The 22,254-nt window shown below is 71.6% G+C and carries 19 protein-coding genes; 13 read left to right on the forward strand and 6 right to left on the reverse strand.

Going from position 1 to position 22,254, the window contains the following annotated elements:
- Positions 1–10: 10 nt before the first annotated feature.
- The gene (locus tag HMPREF2833_RS00885; RefSeq protein ID WP_070636280.1) at positions 11–1,117 is read right to left on the reverse strand and encodes a MauE/DoxX family redox-associated membrane protein; all 1,107 of its coding nucleotides are present in this window, start codon (positions 1,115–1,117) and stop codon (positions 11–13) included.
- Between the two features lie 359 nt (positions 1,118–1,476).
- On the opposite strand from HMPREF2833_RS00885, the gene HMPREF2833_RS00890 reads away from it, so the two are divergent.
- Positions 1,477–2,226 (forward strand): hypothetical protein, encoded by a 750-nt coding sequence (locus tag HMPREF2833_RS00890; RefSeq protein ID WP_070636281.1) that lies wholly within the window; start codon positions 1,477–1,479, stop codon positions 2,224–2,226.
- Positions 2,227–2,335: 109 nt separating this feature from the next.
- Here the strand turns inward: HMPREF2833_RS00890 and HMPREF2833_RS00895 are convergent, their stop codons facing one another.
- The 3 genes from HMPREF2833_RS00895 to HMPREF2833_RS00905 all read right to left on the reverse strand — a co-directional run bounded on the left by HMPREF2833_RS00895 (position 2,336) and on the right by HMPREF2833_RS00905 (position 4,695).
- Positions 2,336–2,674, reverse strand: a complete 339-nt coding sequence (locus tag HMPREF2833_RS00895) for an acyl-CoA carboxylase subunit epsilon (RefSeq protein WP_070636283.1) — start codon at positions 2,672–2,674, stop codon at positions 2,336–2,338.
- Complete coding sequence (locus tag HMPREF2833_RS00900) at positions 2,671–4,254, reverse strand: acyl-CoA carboxylase subunit beta (RefSeq protein WP_047979345.1); 1,584 nt, start codon at positions 4,252–4,254, stop codon at positions 2,671–2,673. Before HMPREF2833_RS00900 ends, HMPREF2833_RS00895 begins: the two co-directional genes overlap by 4 nt.
- A gap of 159 nt (positions 4,255–4,413) precedes the next feature.
- Entirely contained in the window at positions 4,414–4,695 is a 282-nt protein-coding gene (locus HMPREF2833_RS00905; RefSeq protein ID WP_070636285.1) for a YciI family protein, read from the reverse strand.
- A gap of 129 nt (positions 4,696–4,824) precedes the next feature.
- Between HMPREF2833_RS00905 and HMPREF2833_RS00910 the strand changes: the two genes are divergently transcribed.
- From HMPREF2833_RS00910 to HMPREF2833_RS00925, 4 genes are read left to right on the forward strand one after another with little or no spacing between them, the layout of a single operon-like run.
- Complete coding sequence (locus tag HMPREF2833_RS00910; RefSeq protein WP_070636287.1) at positions 4,825–5,721, forward strand: biotin--[acetyl-CoA-carboxylase] ligase; 897 nt, start codon at positions 4,825–4,827, stop codon at positions 5,719–5,721.
- Entirely contained in the window at positions 5,718–6,326 is a 609-nt protein-coding gene (locus HMPREF2833_RS00915; RefSeq protein ID WP_070636289.1) for a hypothetical protein, read from the forward strand. Before HMPREF2833_RS00910 ends, HMPREF2833_RS00915 begins: the two co-directional genes overlap by 4 nt.
- On the forward strand, positions 6,319–7,479 hold the full coding sequence (locus HMPREF2833_RS00920) for an adenylate/guanylate cyclase domain-containing protein (protein WP_070636291.1): 1,161 nt from the start codon (positions 6,319–6,321) through the stop codon (positions 7,477–7,479). Before HMPREF2833_RS00915 ends, HMPREF2833_RS00920 begins: the two co-directional genes overlap by 8 nt.
- Positions 7,476–8,393: a PP2C family protein-serine/threonine phosphatase gene (locus HMPREF2833_RS00925; RefSeq protein WP_070636292.1), complete on the forward strand. Its 918-nt coding sequence runs from the start codon at positions 7,476–7,478 to the stop codon at positions 8,391–8,393. Before HMPREF2833_RS00920 ends, HMPREF2833_RS00925 begins: the two co-directional genes overlap by 4 nt.
- Before the next feature lie 241 nt (positions 8,394–8,634).
- Here the strand turns inward: HMPREF2833_RS00925 and HMPREF2833_RS00930 are convergent, their stop codons facing one another.
- Together HMPREF2833_RS00930 and HMPREF2833_RS00935 are read right to left on the reverse strand one after the other, a co-directional pair.
- Positions 8,635–10,749, reverse strand: coding sequence for an acyl-CoA dehydrogenase family protein (locus tag HMPREF2833_RS00930; protein ID WP_070636294.1), 2,115 nt, complete (start codon positions 10,747–10,749; stop codon positions 8,635–8,637).
- Positions 10,749–11,465, reverse strand: coding sequence for a TetR/AcrR family transcriptional regulator (locus HMPREF2833_RS00935; protein ID WP_223246117.1), 717 nt, complete (start codon positions 11,463–11,465; stop codon positions 10,749–10,751). Before HMPREF2833_RS00935 ends, HMPREF2833_RS00930 begins: the two co-directional genes overlap by 1 nt.
- Positions 11,466–11,537: 72 nt before the next feature.
- On the opposite strand from HMPREF2833_RS00935, the gene HMPREF2833_RS00940 reads away from it, so the two are divergent.
- From HMPREF2833_RS00940 to HMPREF2833_RS12805, 8 genes are all read left to right on the forward strand, one after another.
- Positions 11,538–12,935, forward strand: a complete 1,398-nt coding sequence (locus HMPREF2833_RS00940; protein WP_070636296.1) for an acetyl-CoA C-acetyltransferase — start codon at positions 11,538–11,540, stop codon at positions 12,933–12,935.
- A 49-nt stretch (positions 12,936–12,984) separates the two neighbouring features.
- Entirely contained in the window at positions 12,985–14,367 is a 1,383-nt protein-coding gene (locus HMPREF2833_RS00945; RefSeq protein ID WP_070636298.1) for a 3-oxoacyl-ACP reductase, read from the forward strand.
- A 4-nt stretch (positions 14,368–14,371) separates the two neighbouring features.
- Positions 14,372–15,451: a MaoC family dehydratase gene (locus tag HMPREF2833_RS00950; protein ID WP_070636299.1), complete on the forward strand. Its 1,080-nt coding sequence runs from the start codon at positions 14,372–14,374 to the stop codon at positions 15,449–15,451.
- A gap of 227 nt (positions 15,452–15,678) precedes the next feature.
- A complete protein-coding gene (gene ligA / locus HMPREF2833_RS00955; RefSeq protein ID WP_070636301.1) occupies positions 15,679–18,021 on the forward strand; it encodes an NAD-dependent DNA ligase LigA in 2,343 nt (780 codons plus the stop codon).
- The gene (locus HMPREF2833_RS00960) at positions 18,018–18,902 is read left to right on the forward strand and encodes an inositol monophosphatase family protein (protein ID WP_019310092.1); all 885 of its coding nucleotides are present in this window, start codon (positions 18,018–18,020) and stop codon (positions 18,900–18,902) included. The genes ligA and HMPREF2833_RS00960 overlap by 4 nt, the downstream gene beginning before the upstream one ends.
- A gap of 430 nt (positions 18,903–19,332) precedes the next feature.
- Complete coding sequence (locus HMPREF2833_RS00965; protein WP_083310882.1) at positions 19,333–20,016, forward strand: LysM peptidoglycan-binding domain-containing protein; 684 nt, start codon at positions 19,333–19,335, stop codon at positions 20,014–20,016.
- 205 nt (positions 20,017–20,221) lie between these two features.
- Positions 20,222–21,346, forward strand: coding sequence for an NAD(P)/FAD-dependent oxidoreductase (locus tag HMPREF2833_RS00970; RefSeq protein WP_070636306.1), 1,125 nt, complete (start codon positions 20,222–20,224; stop codon positions 21,344–21,346).
- On the forward strand, positions 21,343–22,218 hold the full coding sequence (locus tag HMPREF2833_RS12805) for a glycosyltransferase family 32 protein (RefSeq protein WP_070636308.1): 876 nt from the start codon (positions 21,343–21,345) through the stop codon (positions 22,216–22,218). Before HMPREF2833_RS00970 ends, HMPREF2833_RS12805 begins: the two co-directional genes overlap by 4 nt.
- The last annotated feature ends 36 nt before the right edge of the window (positions 22,219–22,254 follow it).

Below are 22,254 nucleotides of genomic sequence, written 5' to 3' on the forward strand. Positions count from 1 at the left end.
CGCACGGCGGTCACCCGGCAAAGCGCTCCGCGAGCTCGTCCAGCAGCTCCAGCACGGCTCCGCTGCCCGCCACCGGTCCGCCCGCGAGCAGCCCGTCCGCGCCCAGCACCACGGCCCAGGGGTTGCCGGGCCGGTCGAAGACGGTGGCCGCGGCCTGGTCGGCATCCACCAGCGCCGCGCCGCGCAGGGCCTCCGGAAGCTGCTCGCGCTCGTCCTCGTGCGCCACCACGGCGTGCAGCGCCACCGGGCCGGTGTGGCTCCCGAGCTCCGTGAGCCGCTCGATCACGGGGGCGCACCAGCCGCACGTGAGGCTCACCGTCACCAGTGCGCGAGCTCGAGTGGCGGACAGACCCCGCAGCGTCACCACCTGGCCGTCCGCGGTGGTGAGCCCCGCGTAGGGGATCGGCAGCCGCTCGTAGTCCTGCGGCTCGTCGTCCGCCGGCTGCGGCACCCCGGACTCGGGGGCCGGCCCCTCCATCGCGACCGCGTCCGCGGCGGCCGTGCCGGGGCTCACGGACGGCGACGCCGCGGCGTCGCCGTCCTCGCGCAGGGTGCGGGGCAGCGGTGGGACGCGGGCGACGTCGCTCGGGTCGCCGGCCCCGCCGCGTGCGGGCTGCTCGCTCCAGAGGGTGAGCAGCACGAGGAGCACGGGGATGGCGAGGCCGGTCACGCCCCACCACGGCAGATGGAGCACGGGGCCGTGGAACACGACCGCGGACAGGACGAGTGCCAGGGCGGCCGTGAAGGTGAAGGCGGCGTTGCGCACCACGGTGCGGCGTGAGACCGGCGCACGGGAGAGTCCGCCGAAGCACCCGCACGAGGCAGGATCAGGTGCCCGAGTGCCCTGGAGGACCACCACGGTGAAGACGGTGAACAGTGCCGTGGCCGCAAAAGTGCTCAGCAGCAGGAACGGGCCGGAGCCGAGGAGGAGGCACGCGGCCAGCAGAATCTCCCCCCAGGGGAGGGCGCGCTGCAACCAGGGGGCGCGCAGGGCCCGGGGGAGCGGTGCGGTGGTGAGGATGGTGCGGTCGGTGTCCGGCACCGCGAGTTTCGCCGCGCCGCTGAGGAGCAGCACGGTCGCGAGCGAGACGAGGGCGGAGACGGCGATGACAGTCACCGGACCATTATCCCCACCGTGCTGGGTCGCGGCCCCGTGCGCTGGACAGGGGCCTGAGGCGGGTGCGCGCCCGGACGGGGGGTCGGGGTGAACACACAGATGACAGGAACGGGTGTCCATGTGGACGCATGTATTATCGGCATCGAGTTCGGAACTATCTGTTTCCTAACACAGGGGTCGGGGCGTTCGTCCGGGTCCGATACCCCTGACAGACCGCGGAGGATCCCACCATGAGCCCGAGGGCACACGTCATGGCACGGCACTGCACATCCCCCACGACGCTGAGCGCGCAGGGCCGGGGCTCTCGTGCGCCCCGGGAGTCCCCCCACGCCACTCCTGTGCCCGCCGGAGCGGCGACAGTGTCCCGGCGCACTCTCGCGAAGGGCGCGGCCTGGTCCCTGCCCACCATTGCGCTGGGAGTGGCGGCGCCGGCGTACGCGGCATCCACGGACGTCTACGGACCCACCATCTGCAGCTTGTTCTATCCGGCGGGTGCGAGCACCAGCTACCAGGGACTCCAGGTGTACCTGGGGGTCTACTCCACGAGCACGGTGATCCCCAAGGGGACCGAGTTCGCGTGGACGGTGACCATGTCCGGTGGTTCCAACAATGAAGTTCCCACCCTCAACTACAGCCAGAACTCACGGTGGTCACTCGGTGTGAGCCCGGTGTCCGGGTCCCTTGCCCCTAGCTTCACTGTTCACCTGCGGGTGCTGCAGGATGGTGTGACGCAGTCGGAACTCAATTGCAATCCCGCACTGATCTGGAACGACACGTACACGATCTCCCCCGGTTCGAGAGTGTCCATCCAGGGCACCACCACCATTTCCGACCCGAGCCTGGGGCAGGCGAAGACGTCCTCACTCGAGTTCAACGTGGCCAAGCGATACCCCACGTCGGTGAACACGACTGGGCGTCGCCCGCACCGGTACCTCAGCAAATCGGGGCTCCAGACCTGCTACCCCGAGATCAAGTACGTCATGACCACTGCCTCCAACGCATCGACCTGCGGCGACGACGGCAATGACACCTCCACGACCTATCCGGACGGCACGTGCGCGAAGCTGGCGGGCACGTCCGGTCAGCAGGTCCTTCCCGCGAAGTGCTGACCGCAGCACGGCACGGCAGACCGGGCAGAGGAGCAGACCGGCAACCCCTCGGCGCTGGTGTGCCCCGTCCCGCAGGCGCGCTGTCCCGCTGCTGCGTCGTCCGGAGCCGCTACCGCTCCGGCTGCGTCCACCGCCAGGCCCCGCGGCCGGGCCGCAGACGCAGGCCGAGCCGGAGTCTGCGGGACTGGTGGCGCGGCGCACGGCGCGGGTGGGCCGGGGGTGCGTCCTGCGGCTCGGGCAGCGCGCCGAGGACGGCCACCAGGGCGGCCAGCTCCTCGGGACTCGGGTTGCCACGCGTCACGGTGAACAGCGGGTCCGCGTCAGTGGTGGCGTCCGGCAGCGTGGCCACTGCGGCGTGGCGGGCGTCCACGGGCATGCGCGGTGCGGTGCCGGACGTGTCGGCCCCGGTGCGGCGGTCCCGGGACCGCGCTGACTCCGGCGTGCTCACAGCGGGATGTTCCCGTGCTTCTTGGCGGGCTGAGAGGCCCGCTTGTCCGCGAGCCCCCGCAGCGCCTTGATGATCTGCTCCCGGGTCTCGGAGGGGCAGATCACGGCGTCCACGTAGCCCAGCTCCGCGGCCTGGTAGGGGTTGAGGAGGTCCTCCTCGAACTGCTGTGCGAGCTCGGCGCGCAGTGCCTGGGCGTCCTCGCCGTTCTCCTCGGCGGCCTTGAGGTCCCGGCGGTAGAGGATCTCCACCGCGCCCTGGGATCCCATCACGCCGATCTGGGCGGTGGGCCACGCCAGGTTGATGTCCGCGCCCAGCTTCTTGGAGCCCATCACGATGTACGCCCCGCCGTAGGCCTTGCGGGTGATCAGCGTGATCAGCGGAACGGTGGCCTCGGCGTACGCGTACAGCAGCTTGGCGCCGCGGCGGATGATGCCGTTGAACTCCTGGTCCGTGCCGGGAAGGAATCCGGGGACGTCCACGAACGTGAGGATCGGGATGTTGAAGGCGTCGCAGTGGCGCACGAAGCGCGCGGCCTTCTCGGACGCGGCGATGTCCAGGGTGCCGGCGAACTGCATGGGCTGGTTGGCCACGATCCCCACTGTGTGGCCCTCCACCCGCGCGTAGCCCACCATCACGTTGGGTGCGTAGAGCTCCTGGATCTGCAGGAACTGCCCGTCGTCCACGACCGTCTCGATCACGGTGCGCATGTCGTAGGGCTGGTTCGCGGAGTCCGGGATCAATTCGTCCAGGGCGAGGTCCTCGTCCGTGACCTCGTCCACCTGGTCGTGGTCCAGCAGCGGAGAGTCCTGCAGGTTGTTCCCCGGCAGGTACTCCAGCAGCTCGTGCACGAAGTCGAAGGCGTCCTGCTCGTCCGAGGCCAGGTACGCGGCGGTGCCGGTGCGCTCGTTGTGGGAGCGGGCACCACCCAGGGTCTCCATGTCCACGGTCTCGCCGGTCACGGTCTTGATCACGTCCGGGCCGGTGATGAACATGTGGGAGGTCTTGTCCACCATCACCACGAAGTCGGTGAGGGCGGGGGAGTACGCGGCACCGCCGGCGCACGGGCCCATGATCAGGGAGATCTGCGGGATCACGCCCGAGGCCCGGACGTTCATGCGGAAGATGTCCGCGAACATGGCCAGGGAGGCCACACCCTCCTGGATGCGGGCGCCGCCGCCGTCGTTGATGCCGATCACGGGGCAGCCGTTGCGCAGGGCGAACTTCTGGACCTTGACGATCTTCTCGCCGTTGACCTGGGACAGCGAGCCGCCGAAGACCCCGAAGTCCTGCGAGTACACGGCCACGAGGCGCCCGTCCACGGTGCCGTAGCCGCTCACCACGCCGTCACCCAGCAGCTTCTTCTTCTCCATGCCGAACATGGTGCTGTGGTGCACGGCCAGGGCGTCGAACTCCACGAAGGAGTCCGGGTCCAGCAGCATCTCGATCCGCTCGCGCGCGGTGTTCTTGCCCCGGGAGTGCTGCTTCTCCACGGCGCCCTGTCCTGCCGGCGCGGCAGCCTCCTCGCGGCGCTGCCGGAAGTCGGCGATCTTGCCTGCTGTGGTGGACAGGTCGTGGCTCATGACACCTCGCGTGGTCGTGGTCGGGGCGGGGCGCGGCCCCTCGGAATCCACCCCAGTGTAGTTGTCGGTCCCGGGCGTGCACTTGTAGGAGTTCCACAACTCCGGGGCCCCGTCACCGCACGCGGCGCCCGGGATCTCCCGCCGCTCGGGGGTGTGGGTTCAGTCCGAGCCCACGGCTCCGATGGTCACGGACCACTCGCGGACCACGTGCTCGGTGACCGCGCCGTGGACCACCAGGGGGTCCTCCCGGATGAGCTGCTCCACGTGCTCGGCGCTGTCCGCGCGCAGCACGATCAGCGCGCCGTCGTCCCCCAGGGGCCCGGAGGCCAGGTTGACGCCGCGCTCCTGCAGCTCACGCAGGAAGGCTCGGTGGGCGGGGCGGTGCTCGGCCAGGATCTCGGACGGGCCGCCGTAGGTGTAGGTCAGGGCGTAGACGCTCATGCTCGGGATCCTCCGGCTCGACGTGGGGGTCTGGGCTGACGGATCCCAGCATATGCCCGGGCCGTGCGGGTACACCTAAGCTGGAGGAAACCCCGACGGCCACGCCGTCCCGTCCTGTGAGGAGCAGACATGCACGCCACGGAGCAGCAGCCCGCCGCGGACTACCCCCAGTCCGACCTGGAGGACGCGCTGCGATCCCACGGCTACCGGTCGGTGACCGTGGTGGACACCGTGGGCTCCACGAACACCTGGTTGTCGGAGCGGGTGGCGCCGCGCGCCGGGGACCAGGGGCGCGGGAACGGCCTCGAGGCCGTGGTCACCGGTTTCCAGAGCCAGGGCAGGGGGCGGCTGGACCGCGGCTGGATCACGCCCCCGGGCACCGCGGTGACGTTCTCGGTGGCCTGCACCCCCGTGGACCGCTCGGGCCGTCCGTGGCCGCAGGACCTGCTCCCGTGGCTCACCCTGCTCATGGCGCACAGCATCACCGGGGCGGTGCGGGAGCTGACCGGGGTGCCCGCCGTGGTCAAGTGGCCCAACGACGTCCTGGTCCGCGACCGCAAGCTCTGCGGCATCCTCGCGACCATGGTTGCGCCGACTCCCGGTGCGGCACCCACCGTGGTGGTCGGTGCCGGCATCAACGTGAGCCAGCGCGAGCTCCCCGTCCCCACCGCCACGTCCCTCGCACTCGAGGTGCAGGACTCCGACGCCGTCCCCAGCCGCGCCGGGCTGCTCACCGCGGTGCTTGGCCGGTTCGCGGACACCCTGGACCGCGCGTCCCAGGACCCCGTGGGGCAGCTCGGCCGCGGGGGAGAGCTGCGGAGCGAGGTCGAGGCGCAGCTGGACACCCTCGGCCGTGAGGTCAGCCTGCAGCTGCCCGGCGCACGGGATCCGCTGACCGCGACCGCCACGGGCCTGGGAGACTCCGGTCAGCTCGTGGTGCGCGCCCGGGACGGGAGGGAGCACGAGTACTCCGCGGGCGACGTCGTGCACGTGCGCCCCGCGCACGGCGGGGGCGGCCCCGCATGAGTGGACGGCACGGCCTGGAGCTGGCACCGGGCGAGGAGACCGTGGTGGCCACGCGTCCGCACCCGCTGGCGCTCGCGGGCCCCGCGGTGACCGCCTGGCTCACGGTCCTGGTGTACTCGGCGCTGCGCCGGGTCCTGGACCTCACGTGGCGTCCCACGGACGCGCCGTGGACCGGACTGCACACGCTCGTGGGGTGGTTGCTGCTCGCGGCCGCGCTGCTGCTGGCGTGGCGCCGGGTGGCGGTGCCCGTGTGGCGGTGGTGGCGCACCCGCTTCGTCCTGACCACCGCACGCCTGGCGCTGCTGGGGCCCCCGGCGCGTGACGGCGCCGTGTCCCTGCCGCTCGACGCCCTGCAGTCCGTGCGTGTCACGCGCGGCGCCACCGAGGTGGGTGCCGCGCGCGAACACCTGGACCGCGGCACCGTGCTGGCGGATTTCGGGACCCTGGGTGGGCTCAAGCTCGCGGGTGCCCCGCAGCCCGCGCGTCTCACGCAGCTCGTGCGGGAGTCGGCGGCGCAGGTGGGCAACTACAGTGGGGGAGGCACCATCCCGGGGCCGGGACGCCCCGGCCCGCACACCGCCCAGCAAGGAGGACCGCGTGGCTGAAGACCCCTCGGAATCCCCGCAACCCGTGGTCACGGGCCCGCAGACCGAGCAGCTGAACCTGAACCTCCACAACCCCGTGCAGTCCAACCTCTACGGCTCGGAGGAGTCGCAGGCCGCGGTGCGCCACCTGGACTCCCTGCTGCTCGGCTCCCAGCGGAACCTGCGCCGCCGCGAGGCCGCCCACGAGGCGGACCTCTCCTCGGCCTCCGCGCGCAAGATCTGGCGGGCCCTGGGCTTCCCCAACCTCAGCGACGACGACGTCTACTTCACGAACGAGGACGTCCGCGCCCTCAAACTGGTGTCCAGCCTGGTCCAGGACGACAAGCTCAGCGAGGAGGCGGCGCTGTCCCTCGCGCGCTCGGTCGCGCAGCTCACGGACCGCATGGTCGTGTGGCAGGTCGAGGCCCTCGTGGAGGACATGGTGGCCCACCGTGACATGACGGACGCCCGGGCCCGCCGTGAGCTGCTCACCCTGCTCCCGGACCTGCTGCAGCCGCTTGAGCAGCTGCTCGACTACGCGTGGCGCCGCCAGCTCTCGGCGGCCGTCCAGCGCCTGGCCATGCGGGGGGAGCGCCCGGACGGCTCCACGGTCATCCTGCACGACGCCGCTCCGGACGTCGGCGCCTCGGCGCTGCCCCTCGCGCGGGGCGTGGGTTTCGCGGACCTGGTCTCCTACACCTCCCTCTCCCGGCAGATGAACGAGCGCACGCTCGCCAACCTGGTGCAGCGCTTCGAGAAGCGCTGCGCGGAGGTCATCTCGATCGGCGGCGGCCGCGTGATCAAGACCATCGGCGACGAGGTCATGTTCCTCTCGGAGACCCCCGAGGGCGGGGCCCAGATCTCGCTCGCGCTGGCACGGATCATCAAGGAGGATCCGCTGCTGCCCCAGGCGCGCGTGGCCTTCGTGTGGGGCCGTGTGCTGCCCCGGCTGGGGGACCTCTACGGCCCCACCGTGAACCTGGCCTCACGGCTCGTGGCGCTCACGGAACCGGGCGGCGTGGTGGTGGACGAGTCCACCGCCCGCGTGCTCCGGGGGGACGAGCGCTTCGTCCTCGAGCCGCAGCCCACCCGCAACGTCCGCGGCTTCGGGGACGTCCGCCCCGTGGCGCTTGCCCAGGGCTGCGGACCCCTACTGGAAGACGAGGTCGAATGACCGCTCCCCTGACCATCCGATCGGGCGGTGTGACCGACCGCGGACTGCGTCGAGAGACCAACGAGGACGCCCTGATCGTCACCGACACCATGTGCGCCGTGGCGGACGGCATGGGTGGGCACGAGGCCGGCGAGGTGGCCAGCGCCCTGTGCGTGTCCACCCTGGGTGCCTCGGAGCTGTTCACGCTGGAGGACTTCCGCGACTACCGGATCGTGGAACCTGCACCCGGCTCGGACGTGGCCCGGTTCCGGGCCACCATCGACCGGCAGCTCAAGCTGGACCCGGACATTCCGGCCGAGGCGCTCGACGCCGTGCACCGGGTGCGCTCGGTGCTGTGGGAGGCGGACCAGGCCATCCAGGCCCAGTGCGGCACGCGTGCCGGCACCACGGTCACCGGGGCGTGGCTCGTGCAGATCGCGGGCACGTGGCTGTGGATCGTGTTCAACGTGGGGGACTCCCGCACCTACCAGCTCACCGGACCGCGGGTGGGGGAGCCCGTCACGGAGGAGTCCGGGCCCGTGGGGGTCTCCCAGCTCACGGTGGACCACTCCGAGGTGCAGTACCTGGTGTCGATCGGCCAACTCACTCCCGCCCAGGCCCTGGTGCACCCGCGCCGCAACGTGATCACCCGTGCGCTCGGCACGGGGCAGATCTGGGAGCCGGACGTCGTGGTGCTTCCCGCCGTGCCGGGTCAGCGGCTGCTCATGTGCTCGGACGGCCTCACGGGGGAGCTCTCCCCGGTGCACATCGCCCGGGTGCTGCACTCGGTGCAGCACCCCAAGGAGGCCGCGGACGTTCTCGTGCAGGCGGCGCTGCGCACGGGCGGGCGGGACAACGTGACCCTTGTGGTCGCTGACGTCCTCACCGCGGACGACCCCCGCGCGAACACCAGTTCCATCCCGCGCGTGCGCTGAGAGCACCTTTCGACCATCCACCCGCAGGCAGCGCCCCCTGCTCCGTTCCGCGCGTGCGCCGAGCCGACCTCTCGGCCGTCCACCCGCTCGCGGCACCCCGCTCCGCCCCGCACGCGGAAGCGGCCCCGCGGCGTCGTCGTGGTTCGACGACGCCGCGAGGCCGCTTCTCTGGCTGGCGCGCGGTGCGCTGTGCCCGGCGTGCGCCGCCCCGTGTCAGGGACGGCGCACGCCTGCGGGCCGCTCAGCCGTGGTTGCCGCGGGTCTGGGCACCCGGGTCCTTGGCGGGCTTGGGCTCCTTGACGGGGGCCTTGCCGCTCGCGCGCAGCCGGCGGTAGTAGTCCGCGGCCTCCTTCTGGCGCTCGGCCTCCACGGTGCCGCCGATCTCCGCGCGCAGCAGCTCCGGGGAGAGCCCGAAGGCGTCCACGAGCTCCAGGGAGTAGGGGCGCAGCCGCGCGATGAGGCGGTTGATGTAGGACTCCAGGGCGCGGCCACGGCGCATGGACAACCGGCCGTAGGAGAGGTACCAGGCAAGATCCCGCTCGATCAGGCTCAGCCCGAAAAGGTCGCGCAGCCACGTGAGCACGCGCTTGGTGTCCGGGTCCTCGATCTTCTCCAGACCGGCCGTGAACGCCTCCCACTGCAGCAGCTGGGCGTGCGAGCGGGCGGCTTCCAGCAGACGGTTCTGGTTGTTGTTGAACGCCTCGGCCTGCTCGGTGCGGGACTTGCGGGCCGCGGCGCGCAGCTCGTCTGCGATGTCCCCGATCATGGTCTGCACGCGGTCGGTGAGCAGCGCACGCTGGGCCGCGGGGTCGCGCAGCGCGTTGACGGACTTGCGGGAGTCGCCGGTGTCCGAGAACGCCTGGGTGAGCTTGCGCAACCCGGAACGGTTGAAGCCGGCCTCGGTGGCGCGGTCCGCGACGTAGCGGGCCATGACCCCCACGTCCGCGTTCTTGAACTCGGCGGAGTAGTCGTTGAGCAGCCGCTTGGCCACGAGCTGCAGCAGGATGGTGTTGTCACCCTCGAAGGTCACGTAGACGTCCAGGTCCGCGCGCAGCTCCACGAAGCGGTTCTTGGCGATGAACCCCGCGCCGCCGCACGCCTCGCGGCACTCCTGCAGGGTGTCCAGGGCGCTCCAGGTGGACATCGGCTTGAACGCCGCGGCCAGGGTCTCGAGCTCCTGGCGGTTGCCGTCGGACTCGTCCTCACCGGAGAAGACCTCGTGGAACTTGTCCAGCAGCTGCTGGTGGGCGAAGGTCATCGCGTAGGTCTCCGCGATGCGCGGGATCAGCCGGCGCTGGTGGCGCTGGTAGTCCAGCAGCGTCTGCTCCTCGATGTCCGAGTCCGTGGTGAACTGGCGGCGCTGCTCCGCGTAGCGCACGGCGATGCTCAGGGCGGCCTGGTTGGCGATCGTCGCCGCACCGTCCAGGGACACTCGGCCCTGGACCAGCGTGCCGATCATGGTGAAGAAGCGACGGCCCGGGGAGGGGATGGGGGAGGAGTAGACACCGTTCTCGTCCACGTCCCCGTACTTGTTCAGCAGGTTGGTGCGGGGCACGCGCACGTGGTCGAAGTGCAGGCGGCCGTTGTCGATGCCGTTGAGCCCGCCCTTGCGGCCGTCGTCCTCGCCGCCCACGCCGGGCAGGAACTCGCCGTTCTCGTCACGCAGCGGAACGTAGAGGCAGTGCACCCCGTGGTTGGTGCCGTTGACGATCAGCTGCGCGAAAACCGTGGCCGCGCGGCCGTGCACCGCCGCGTTGCCCAGGTAGTCCTTCCACGCCGCCTTGAAGGGGGTGTGGATCTCGAACTCGTCCGTCTCCGGGATGTACGTGGCGGTGGTGCCGATCGAGGCCACGTCCGAGCCGTGCCCGATCTCCGTCATGGCGAACGCGCCGGGCATGCTGAGGTCCAGGATGGACGGCAGCCACTTCTCGTGGTGCTCCTCCGTGCCCAGGTTCAGCACTGCGGAGCCGAACAGGCCCCACTGCACGCCGGACTTGATCTGCAGCGAGGGGTCCGCGAGGACCAGCTCCTCGAACGCGGAGAGGTTGGCGCCGGGGCTCATGGCCCCGCCCACGCTCTCGGGCATGCCCAGGTACTGGGGCCCGGCGTCAGCGAGCAGCTTGAGCTGCTCGTACGTGTGGTTGCGCTGGTCCTCCACGGACTGGTTGTACTGGGAGTGGAAGCGGGGATCCTCGGCGCGCTTGCGGGCGGCCAGGCGCGCCTCGGGCCAGCGGCCCAGGAGGATCTTGCCGAGCTCTGCGGTGTCGAGCGCCGAGGGGGCGGCAGCCCCGTCCTCGGGCAGGTCCTCGATGCGGTCGGTGTCGGGAATGGTTCCGCTGACCTGGGTGGTGCTCATCATGACTCCTGAGGGGTGTCGCGGACGGCGGGGCCGTCCTGGGTACGGGCTTGTCGGGAAGGCGTCGTCGCGGCGGAGACCGCCGCGGACGTGCTGGCCACGGGGCGCAGACCCTCCACGGCCCACGTGGTGATGATGCGACTCATGGTGTGGCGGTCGGGCGTTCCCGGGGCGTCCCCCTGCGCGAGCCAGGCCTCTCCGGCGCCGCGGACCATGCCCACGGTGGCCGCGGCCCAGCTGCGCAGGACGCCGTCCCCGGTCTCCGCCTCGCCGTAGTGGCGCTCGTACTGCTCCATGAGCAGGTCCCGCACCGAGTCGATGAACCGCTCGATGGTGGAGCCCTGCTCCTCCGGGGCGGTCACCACGAAGCGGTAGACCTCCGCGGAGCCCGCCACGGACTTGAGGTACTCGGAGACCAGCGCGTGGATCATGGCCGCGAACGTGTCGGCCTCGCTCACGGCCGCCACCATGCGGCGTCGCATCCTGGTCACGAAGTACTCGCCCACGGCCGCCTGCACGCCGGACTTGTCCGTGAAGTAGCGGTAGAACACGGACTTGGACGTGCCGCACGCCGTGGCGATCTCCTCCATGGAGATGGCAGCACCGTTCGCGGCCACCGCGTCGCGGGCGGCCGTGATCAGCTCGGTGCGCCGCTTGGCGCGGTGACGCTGCCAGCGGCTGTTCCTGCCGTCCACGGGGGTCGTGACCTGTTTCACGATACTGAGAGTATCAGCTACTCTGGGTATCAAGTGACCCACGTCGCACACACCCCCTCTCAAGGAGCAGACATGAGCGAGAACACGCAGAGCACCCCGGCCAAGACCTCGACCGCCCAGGGCACCGGCGCCACGCCCGCGGCAGGGTCCGCCGCAAAGCACTCCGCGGGCACCTCCGGCACCCGCCCCGTGGTGGTCGCGGGCAACCGCATCCCCTTCTCCCGCGCGGGCGGCGCCTACGCCAACGCGTCCAACCAGGACATGCTGACCGCGGCGATCGACGGCCTGGTGGCCCGCACCGGGATTGCCGGTGAGCGCCTGGGTGCCGTGGCGGCCGGTGCCGTGATCAAGCACTCCCGCGACTTCAACCTGACCCGCGAGTCCGTTCTGGGCTCCGCCCTGGACCCGGCCACCCCGGCCTACGACGTCCAGATGGCGTGCGCCACGGGCATGGAGACCGTCAGCTCCATCTCCAACAAGATCCGCCTGGGCCAGATCGAGGCCGGCATCGCCGGCGGTGTTGACTCCTCCTCCGACGCTCCGATCGCCGTGAGCGAGGGCCTGCGCCGCGCACTGCTCAAGCTGCAGCGCGCCAAGACCACCATCCAGAAGCTCCAGGCGTTCAAGGACGTCCGCCCCGCGGACCTCGCGCCCGCCGTGCCCAGCTCCGGGGAGCCCCGCACGGGCCTGTCCATGGGTGAGCACCAGGCCCTGACCACCGAGCACTGGGGCATCACCCGTGAGGCCCAGGACGAGCTGGCCGCCGCCTCCCACCAGCACCTCGCCGCCGCGTACGACCGCGGGTTCTTCGACGACCTGGTCACCCCGTTCAAGGGTCTGACCAAGGACAACAACATGCGCCCGGACTCCACCGTGGAGAAGCTGGGCAACCTGAACCCGGTCTTCGGCAAGAAGCTCGCGGGGGAGGCCACCATGACGGCCGGCAACTCCACCCCGCTCACGGACGGCGCCTCCGCCGTGCTGATCACCTCTGAGCAGTGGGCCGCTGAGCACAGCCTCACCCCGCTCGCCGAGGTCGTGGACTCCGAGGCCGCCGCGGTGGACTTCGTCACCGGAAACGAGGGCCTGCTCATGGCCCCCGCCTACGCTGTCCCGCGCCTGCTCGCCCGCCACGGGCTGACCCTGCAGGACCTGGACCTGGTGGAGATCCACGAGGCGTTCGCCTCCACGGTGCTGTCCATCATGAAGGCCTGGGAGTCCCCCGAGTTCTGCAAGGAGCGCCTGGGCCTGGACGCCCCGCTGGGCTCGATCGACCGATCCAAGCTCAACGTCAACGGCTCCTCGCTGGCCACCGGCCACCCGTTCGCCGCCACCGGCGGGCGCATCGTGGCCTCCACCGCTAAGGAGCTCGCCGCCCGCGCCAAGGCCGAGGGCAAGCCCCAGACCGCGCTGATCTCCGTGTGCGCCGCGGGCGGCCAGGGCGTGGCCATGCTGCTGCGCTCGGTCTGAGCACCCACCACGGCAATCGAGACACCACGAGATCAGGGAGAAACTTCACGTGACGGACACTTATCTGGACATGGTCAACTCGGGGCTCGGCAAGCAGCTGGCCTCCAAGCTGGGCCTGCCCCGGCCGGTCACCCTGCGCCGCTACCAGGCGGGCGCTGACTTCCCGGACGGCGCGGTCCTCGTGCTCGGCAAGGGCACGGCGGGCGACGCCGCGGCGTCGGCACTGCTCGGCTGGAACCTGGACGTGCGCCGCCACGCGGCGGACGTGGACCGCGTGGGTGCGGTGCTGATCGACTACACCGGCATCGAGAGCCCCGCGGACCTCGGCGGCCCGGCGCTGGAGCTGGCCTCCGCGCTGCGGAAGCTGCGCCCGGGTGGACGCGTGATCACGCTGTCCCGCCCGGCGCCGGGGATCGGCACCGGAGCGGCGTCGGGCACCGTGGCGGGCGCGGAGCAGCTGGCTCCCGCCCAGGCCGCGGCGCGCCAGGGCGTCGTGGGCATCCTGCGCTCGATCGCTCAGGAGATGCGCGGCGGCGTGACCGCCAACGGCATCCTGATCGCGGACGGTGTGGCCGGGGACGCCCCGAGCGTCACGGGCGCCATCCGCTTCTTCCTCTCGGGCCGCAGCGCCTACGTGGACGGGCAGTTCCTCACGGTCGGCGACGACCGCGGTGACGCGGGCGTGGACTGGGAGCACCCCGTGGCGGGGAAGGTGGCCGTGGTCACCGGCGCCGCGCGCGGTATCGGCGAGCAGGTCACCCGCACGCTGGCCGCCTCGGGCGCCACCGTGGTCCCCGTGGACGTGCCCGCGGCCGGGGACGCCCTGAGCAAGCTGGCCAACGAGCTGCGTGTGCCCGCGCTGCAGCTGGACGTCACGGACCCGCAGGCCGGGCAGAAGATCCTGGACCTCGTGGCCTCCCGCTACGGCCGCCTGGACCTGGTGGTGCACAACGCCGGGATCACCCGGGACAAGATGCTCGCCAACATGGACGAGGCCAAGTGGAACTCGGTGATCGCGGTGAACATCGAGTCGCAGCTGCGGATCAACGAGACGCTGCTGGCCTCCGACAAGCTGGGCGCCACCCCGCACATCGTGTGCCTCGCCTCCACGAGCGGCGTGGCGGGCAACCGCGGCCAGACCAACTACGCCGCCTCGAAGGCCGGCGTGATCGGTCTGGTGGCCGCCACCGCACCGCTGATCGCCGCGAAGGGCGGCACCATCAACGCGGTGGCCCCCGGCTTCATCGAGTCGGACATGACCGCCAAGATCCCGGCCGCGCGCCGTCAGATCTCCCGCCGTCTGAACTCCCTGCAGCAGGGCGGTCTGCCCGTGGACGTGGCGCAGACCATCACGTTCCTGCTCTCGGACGCCGCCGGTGGCATCAACGGTCAGACCCTGCGCGTGTGCGGGCAGAGCATGGTGGGGGCGTGATCGCGTGAGCGCCACGGAGTCCGTTCCCTCCGTTCCTGCGGGCTACGAGCGCACCACGCCCTCGGGCGCGGTGAAGCTGCCCGCCCTGTACGCGAGCGCCGGGGCACGTGCGGCCACGAGCGCGGCGGGCGGCGCGGCGTCGTCGGCCTCCCGCAAGGTGCTGCCCGCGCTGCGGAAGTCTCCCGTGGGGCGGGTGCTGCCCGCGTCGCTGCGCACACCGGGTGCTGAGAAGGTCTCCGGTGCGCTCGAGCTGCCGCGCGTGGCCCACGTGGTCGAGGGACTGTCCGCCGATGCCGAGTGGCACGAGAAGTTCTGCCGCGTGGTGCACGCCAGCCTGCGGCCCATGGCCCCGGGCTCCGCGGAGACCGCAGTGTTCTCGGGTGCGCTGCACTCGCTCGCGTTCCCCGTGGCCATGTCCGTGCTCACGCGCAAGGACTTCCCGCTGCCGGTGCTCGGCATGGTGCACATCTCCAACACGGTCCACCACGTCTCGGACGTGGCCGTGGGGGAGCGGGTCACGGCCACGGCGTGGACCGAGAACCTGCGCGCGCACCGCGCCGGGACCATGCTCGACGCCGTGGTGACCCTCACGCGCGAGGACGGCTCGGTGGCGTGGGCCGGACGCTCGGGCTACCTGGCCAAGGGCGTGCACACCGCGATCGCCGGTGACGCGCCCCGCGCGGGCACCGAGGACGAGGCGCAGCGCGAGCACGCACCGTTCGAGGCGCCGCAGCCCACCGGGCAGTGGTCCCTGGGTGCCGGGACCGGCCGTGAGTACGCCGCGGTGAGCGGGGACTACAACCCCATCCACCTCTCGGACCCCTCGGCCAGGGCCCTGGGCATGAAGGGTGCGATCGCCCACGGCATGTACACGGCCTCGCGCGCGCTCGCCATGACCGGTGTGCCCTCCGAGGTGCCGTTCACGTGGTCCGTGGAGTTCGCCACCCCGGTGCGCCTCCCGGCTACGGTGGCGGTCGCGGTGGACGACGACGGTCGGGGCGCCCACTGGAGCGCATCTCGCGTCCAGGTGTGGGACCCCAAGCGGGGCCGCCCGCACGCGGACCTGCGGGTGGCCGCGCTGTAGCGGTGCACTGTTCACCGGGCCCCTCGGATCCACGGATCCGAGGGGCCCGTTGCGTGCCGCGGGTGCGTTGCGCGGGCGTGGTCACCGTGAGCTGGTGGCGCTGCCGTGGGGCGGGGCGGTCGCGGGGGAGGTGCCCGGTGCCCGGCCGGGGCGCGCCGCGTGACGGCCGTGGAGGGGCGCGGGGGCCGTCGCTCGTGCCTGTCGGAGTCCTGGGTCACAATGGTCCGGTGAGCACAGTCAACGCCAAGGGCGCGCAGCCCGCCACGGACGCCAACGGCCAGAGTCTCAACCCCGAGGAGCCCAGCGAGGCCCTGCGAGAAGAGTACGCGCAGCTCTCGGACCGGGTCCGTGAGGCCCGTGCCGCGTACTACGTCCACGACCAGCCCGTGATCTCGGACGCCGAGTACGACCAGCTCTACCGCTCCCTGGAGGAGTTCGAGGCGCTGCACCCCGAGCTCAAGGCCAACGACTCTCCCACCCAGGAGGTGGGTGGGGAGGTCGGAGCGGCCTTCAGCCCGGTCAAGCACCTGGAGAAGATGTACTCCCTGGAGGACGTGTTCTCCACGGACGAGCTCGTGGCTTGGCTCGAGCGCGCCGAGAAGCAGGTCGCGGAGCTGCCCGGCGCCCCGGGGGTCGCATGGCTGAGCGAGGTCAAGATCGACGGCCTGGCCGTGAACCTGCTGTACCGGGACGGCGTGCTCGTGCGGGCCGCCACGCGCGGTGACGGCACCACGGGCGAGGACATCACCCACAACGTGGCCACCATCACGACCATCCCGCAGCGGCTCTCCGGGGAGAACCTCCCGGAGGAGGTGGAGGTGCGTGGCGAGGTGTTCATCTCCTCGAAGGACTTCCGCACGCTGAACGAGGCCATGGTGGAGGAGGGGCGTGCGCCCTTCGCCAACCCCCGTAACGCCGCCGCTGGCTCCCTGCGGCAGAAGGACCCCCAGGTCACGGCCCGGCGGCCCCTGTCCATGTTCGTGCACGGCATCGGGTACGTGCGCGGCGTCGACCTCGAGACGCAGTCGGAGGCGTACGAGATCTTGCGCGGGTGGGGTCTGCCCGTGAGCCCGTACTCCCGGGTGCTCTCCACCGTGGCGGAGGTGCTCGAGTTCATTGCCGAGTTCGGGGACAAGCGGCACGGGCTGCTGCACGAGATCGACGGCATCGTGGTCAAGGTGGACGACCGCCGCACCCAGTTCCGCCTGGGCTACACCTCCCGCGTGCCGCGCTGGGCCGTGGCGTACAAGTACCCGCCGGAGGAGGTCAACACCACGCTCGTGGACATCCTGGTGAACGTGGGCCGCACCGGGCGGGTGACCCCGTTCGGGCTCATGGATCCCGTGCGCGTGGCCGGCTCCACGGTGGAGATGGCCACCCTGCACAACCAGGACGTGGTCAAGGCCAAGGGCGTGCTGATCGGGGACACCGTGGTGCTGCGCAAGGCCGGTGACGTCATCCCCGAGATCGTGGGACCCGTGGTGGCGCTGCGGGACGGCACCGAGCGGGAGTTCGTCATGCCCACCGAGTGCCCGTCCTGCGGCACCCCGCTGCGCCCCGCCAAGGAGGGGGACGTGGACATCCGCTGCCCCAACGCGGAGACCTGCCCGTCCCAGCTCAAGGAGCGGGTGAACCACGCGGCCGGCCGTGGCGCCTTCGACATCGAGGCCCTGGGGGAGGAGGCCGCCAGGGCGCTGACCCAGCCGGTGCCGCTGGACGCACCGGACGGGAGCGACTTCTCCGTTCCGCCGCTGCGCAACGAGGCCGGGCTGTTCGACCTGACCCCCGAGGACCTGCGGGACGTCATGGTGTGGCGGGACTCCCGCCGCACGGTCACGGACAAGGAGACCGGGGAGAAGACGCAGCGGATCACCCCCGAGCTGGTGCCGTACTTCTGGACCAAACCCACCAGGGCCAGGCCCAGCGTGCCGTCCAAGACCACCGAGCAGATGTTCGCCCAGATGGAGCAGGCCAAGGACACCGAGCTGTGGCGCGTGCTGGTGGCACTGTCCATCCGGCACGTTGGCCCCACGGCGGCCCGTTCCCTGGCCACGTCCCTGCGCAGCATGGACGCGATCCGCTCTGCGGACCTGGACACCCTGTCCGGGACCGATGGCGTGGGGCCCGTGATCGCCCAGGCGGTCAGGGAGTTCTTCGACGAGCCCTGGCGGCGCCGCGTGGTGGAGCAGTGGGCCGCCGCGGGCGTGCGCATGGAGGAGGAGGTGGACGAGTCCACCCCGCGCACCCTGGAGGGGATCACCGTGGTGGTCACAGGCTCCCTCGAAGGCTTCAGCCGTGACTCCGCCAAGGAGGCCATTCTGAAGCGCGGCGGCAAGGCCTCCGGGTCCGTGTCCAGGAAGACGCACTTCCTCGTGGCGGGGGAGAACGCCGGGACCAAGCTGGACAAGGCCGAGTCGCTGGGGGTTCCCGTGCTGGACGAGTCGGGGTTCGAGCGGCTGCTCGCGGAGGGCCCGGACGCCTTCGGGGACGAGGAGGGCACGGACCTGGCCGAGGGGGCCGCCGGCGATGCTCCCGGAACCACGGGTGCGACTCCCGCGGAAGGGGAGTGAGGGAACCGGTGGCGGATGCTCTCGAGGGCCTGGGGCCCGGTACGGACGAGCTGCAGGAGCTCCTGGAGGTGGCGCTGGCCGCGGCCGAGGCCGGGGCGCAGGTGCTGCGCGGCCGGGATGCGGCGGCCTTCGAGGCGGTGACCAAGTCCTCGGACGGCGACTGGGTCACCGCGTTCGACGTCGCGGCGGAGGAGGCCGTCACGGCGGTGCTGCGGGAACGCAGGCCGTACGACGCCATCACGGGTGAGGAGTCCGGCACCTGGGTGCCGCCGCAGCGCTCCGGGCTGCGATGGTCCGTGGACCCCTTGGACGGCACCACCAACTTCATCCGGGACATCGTCTACTACGCCACGTCGGTGGCGGCGTGCGACGAGCAGGGGAACTGGCTCGTGGGGGTCGTCAATGCACCAGCCCTCGGCAGGGTGTACTACGGCATCACGGGCCTGGGCGCATGGGTCCGACGCCAGGGCAGGGACACGCGCCTGAGCGGTCCGGTGCCCGGGCAGCGGGGGGCGCTCTACGGCACCGGCTTCTCCTACGACGCCCAGGTGCGTCGTGAACAGTTCGGATCCTTCCTGGACACCATGGAGGACTACTCGGACATGCGACGGCTCGGGGCCGCGTCCCTGGACCTCTGCATGGTCGCGGACGGCACGCTGGACGGCTACTCGGAACGGGCGCTGCACGAGCACGACTGGGCGGCCGGCGCGCTGATCGCCCACGAGGCCGGAGCGGTGGTCCACCGTCCCGACCTCCCCGCCCCGCCGGCACTGTGTGACGAGTCCCACGGCAACGCAGCGCCCGAGCCTCTCCAGCAGCGGGAGGCCGAGTACGAGAAGGCCCGTCTGGCCAGCGTGATCGCCGCCTGGAGCGCGGGATAGCGCGGGGGAAATCTTCCCGTTATCAACGGTGTATCCGGCCGTTATGCACAGCGCGGGGCTCCCTGGGTTGACCCGTCACGCGGGGGTGACCTACCGTGGCTCAGGTTGACCGGCCAGGGTGCCGTGATACATGCCCGCGATGGGGGTTGTCCCCCAAAGCGGGATAACGAAAAAGTAACGAAGCTCTTGAACTCGGGGCAACCGTTACGCTATCGTTATTTACAACTTCCTCAGCGAACTCTCCTGAGCGGAAGTTCGCTACCAGACGCACACGATCCGTCGTCTGGATTGTGCTGGATGCTGCCGCACACCGTACGTCGTCTACATGGCAGCATTCCGTAGTTTCTACCCCTCACACCTAACTGTTATGGGTAGACGACGGCGCGAAGACACCCAGGGATGGGAACGAGCGCAGGTGGCCTGACGGAGCATGATGAAGACTTCAACCGCTATCCGCCGTGGTACCGCTGCTGTCATGATGGGCGGCCTGGCCGTGGGCGCGTTCGCCGTCCCCGCCAACGCTGCTTCCATGGAGACCTGGAACGCTCTCGCCGAGTGCGAGTCCGGTGGCAACGCCTCGACGAACACCGGCAACGGCTTCTCCGGCGCCCTGCAGTTCACCCCGTCCACCTGGGCCGCCTTCGGTGGCCAGGGCTCCGCCCACAACGCCTCGTGGGCCGAGCAGGTCCGCGTGGCCGAGAACGTTCTCGCCGGCCAGGGCTGGGGCGCATGGCCCGCCTGCTCCGCAAGCCTGGGCCTGCACGGCAACGGCGGCGGCGTCGCCTCGGCCGCTTCCGTGGCCCCGCAGTCCACCTCCGTGCAGCAGGCCGCTCCCGCGCCGAAGGCCGCCCCGGTCCAGCAGGCTGCTCCCGTGCAGCAGGCCGCTCCGGTGCAGCAGGCTCCGGTGGCCGAGTACACCGCTCCCGCCGCCCCCGTGCAGCAGGCTGCTCCCGCCGCCGGCACCTACACCGTGCAGGCCGGGGACACCCTGGGCACCATCGCCAACAAGCTGGGTGTGAACGGTGGCTGGGAGGCCCTCTACGCCGCCAACGCCGGCTCCGTGGCCGATGCCAACCTGATCTTCCCGGGTCAGGTCCTGAACATCCCCGCCTGATCCAGGCACCTCATCGCTCGTCGATGACCGGCTGACCCGGCCGAGCCGATCGACCGGGTCGGTCGCAGAACCCCGCCCCTCACCGTCATGGTGAGGGGCGGGGTTCTTCGTGTGCCCGAGGTCTGGCGTCCGACATCCAACGTCCGCAGCCTGCGCGCCGCCCGCCGTGCACGGGTTGCCGCCGTGGCGGTGACACCATGGGCTCATGCAGTTCGACATCGTGATCATTGGGGCGGGCATCGCGGGCCTGTCCGTGGCCTCTGAACTGGCGTGGCTGCGCGGCACGGGGCACGGCATCTGCCTCCTGGAGGCGGAGGACGACGTCGCCCAGCACACCTCCGCGCGCTCCGCCCAGCAGCTCATTCCCAGCTACGGCCCGGAACCGGTGCTGGAGCTGACCCGGTGGTCCATTGCCCGGCTGTCGGAGGTCTCTGCGGAGCTGCCCTCGCCCCTGGTGTGGCCGAGCCCGTTCATGGTGGCCGGTTCCGCCGAGCACGTCGCGGCGGAGACGGTGCCTGGCCTGCGCCGTGCCACCGACGCAGAGCTGCTGGCGCTGTGCCCCGAGCTCCGGGCGGACCCGGCGCGCTACCGCACCGCCGCGGTGGACGACTCCGCCGTGCGCTCCGACGCCTCGGCACTGCTCGCGTGGCACAGGCGCCGGGCCGAGGAGGCCGGGGTCAGCATCCGCACGGGGTTCCGCGTGGCCGGTGCGCAGCGGTCCGGTGAGGTCTGGGAGCTGTCGCCCGTGGTGGGCGGGCGGAGAACGGACCCGGGCGACACGGTCCGCGCGGCCACCGTGGTGAACGCGGCCGGGGCGTGGGCGGAGCACGTCGGTTCGCTGCTGGGTGCCGCGCCGCAGGGGCTGCAGCCGCTGCGCCGCACCGCAGCCCTGGTCCGTCTGGACTCGGCCATGCCCGCGGAGCACCCCATGGTCATGGATGCCGCAGAGCACTGGTACTACCGGCCCGACCCCGTGGGGGCCATGATCTCGGTGGGGGAGTCCGAGCCCAGCGAGGCGTGCGACGCGCAACCGCACCCGGGCGCCGTCGAGCGCCTGATCGCGACCGTCCAGCAGAACACGGCACTGCGCATCACCGGGGTGGTGAAGGCGTGGACCGGACTGCGGACGGAACGCGCGTGCGGCGTGCCCGTGTGCGGCTGGGACACCGCGGCCGGGGGCGTGTTCTGGCTCGCCGGGCAGGGTGGCTACGGCTTCCAGACGAGCGCGGCGATGGCCACCGCGGCGGCCGAGCAGGTTGTCGCCGGGCATGTGGGGGACTGGTTGAGCCCTCGGACGGTGGGGGCGCTGCAGCCGGAGCCTGCCGCGTGAGCCCGGTGGATCCGCTCATGGCCGCGCGCCAGGTCAAGCACGCGCTGTTCGTGGTGAACAAGCGGCGCCGCCGAACCCAGAAGGCCCTCCGTTTCGCCGCGGTCACCACGGCGGCGCCGTGGCACGCACGTCTGACGACCTACGAGTTCGACGCCGCCCGCTACCGTCGTTCCTTCGTGGCCCGCACGCCCCCGGCCCCGGACGGGCCGCAGGAGCTGCCGCGGCGCGTGGTCACCCTGTGGCTCGGGGACAATCCCCTGACTCCGCGGCGACGCGCCAACCTGGACGTGATGCGGGACCGGATCGGACTGCCCGTGGAGCTGGTCACACGGGAGAACCTGGACCAGTGGCTGGTGCCGGGGCATCCGCTGCACCCGGCGTACGAGAACCTGTCCCTGGTCCACCGCTCCGACTACCTGCGGGCATACCTCATGCACCACCACGGCGGGGGCTACTGCGACCTCAAGGCGCCCGTGACGTCCTGGGAGGCCGCCTTCGCGCGGATGGATGCGGACCAGCAGGCGTGGCTGAGCGGCTACCCGGAGAGAGCAGCACAGGACGTGACCCGGCTGACCGGCGCGCTCGGCACGGATCTGGCGTGGCACCACCACCGGCTCGTGGGCATGGGGGCCTACCTGGTGCGCTCCCACACCCCCCTGACCGCGGAGTGGCTGCGGGAGGTCGAGCGCCGAATGGGCTACTGGGCGGACCAGGCGGCGGAGTTCCCCGGGGAGGAGCGCGGCGAGGTGGTGGGCTACCCCGTCTCCTGGACCCGGATGCTGGGCGGCGTTCTGCACCCGCTGCAGCTGAAGCACCTGGACCACGTCCGGCAGGACCTGGACCTCAGGCTGGACCTGGGCGACTACCAGTAGCGCGGGGCGCTGACGGCCTCATCCCCGGGGGGGGTG

Origin of the sequence: Kocuria sp. HMSC066H03, from assembly GCF_001812045.1 — a bacterium.
Classification (GTDB): domain Bacteria; phylum Actinomycetota; class Actinomycetes; order Actinomycetales; family Micrococcaceae; genus Kocuria; species Kocuria rhizophila.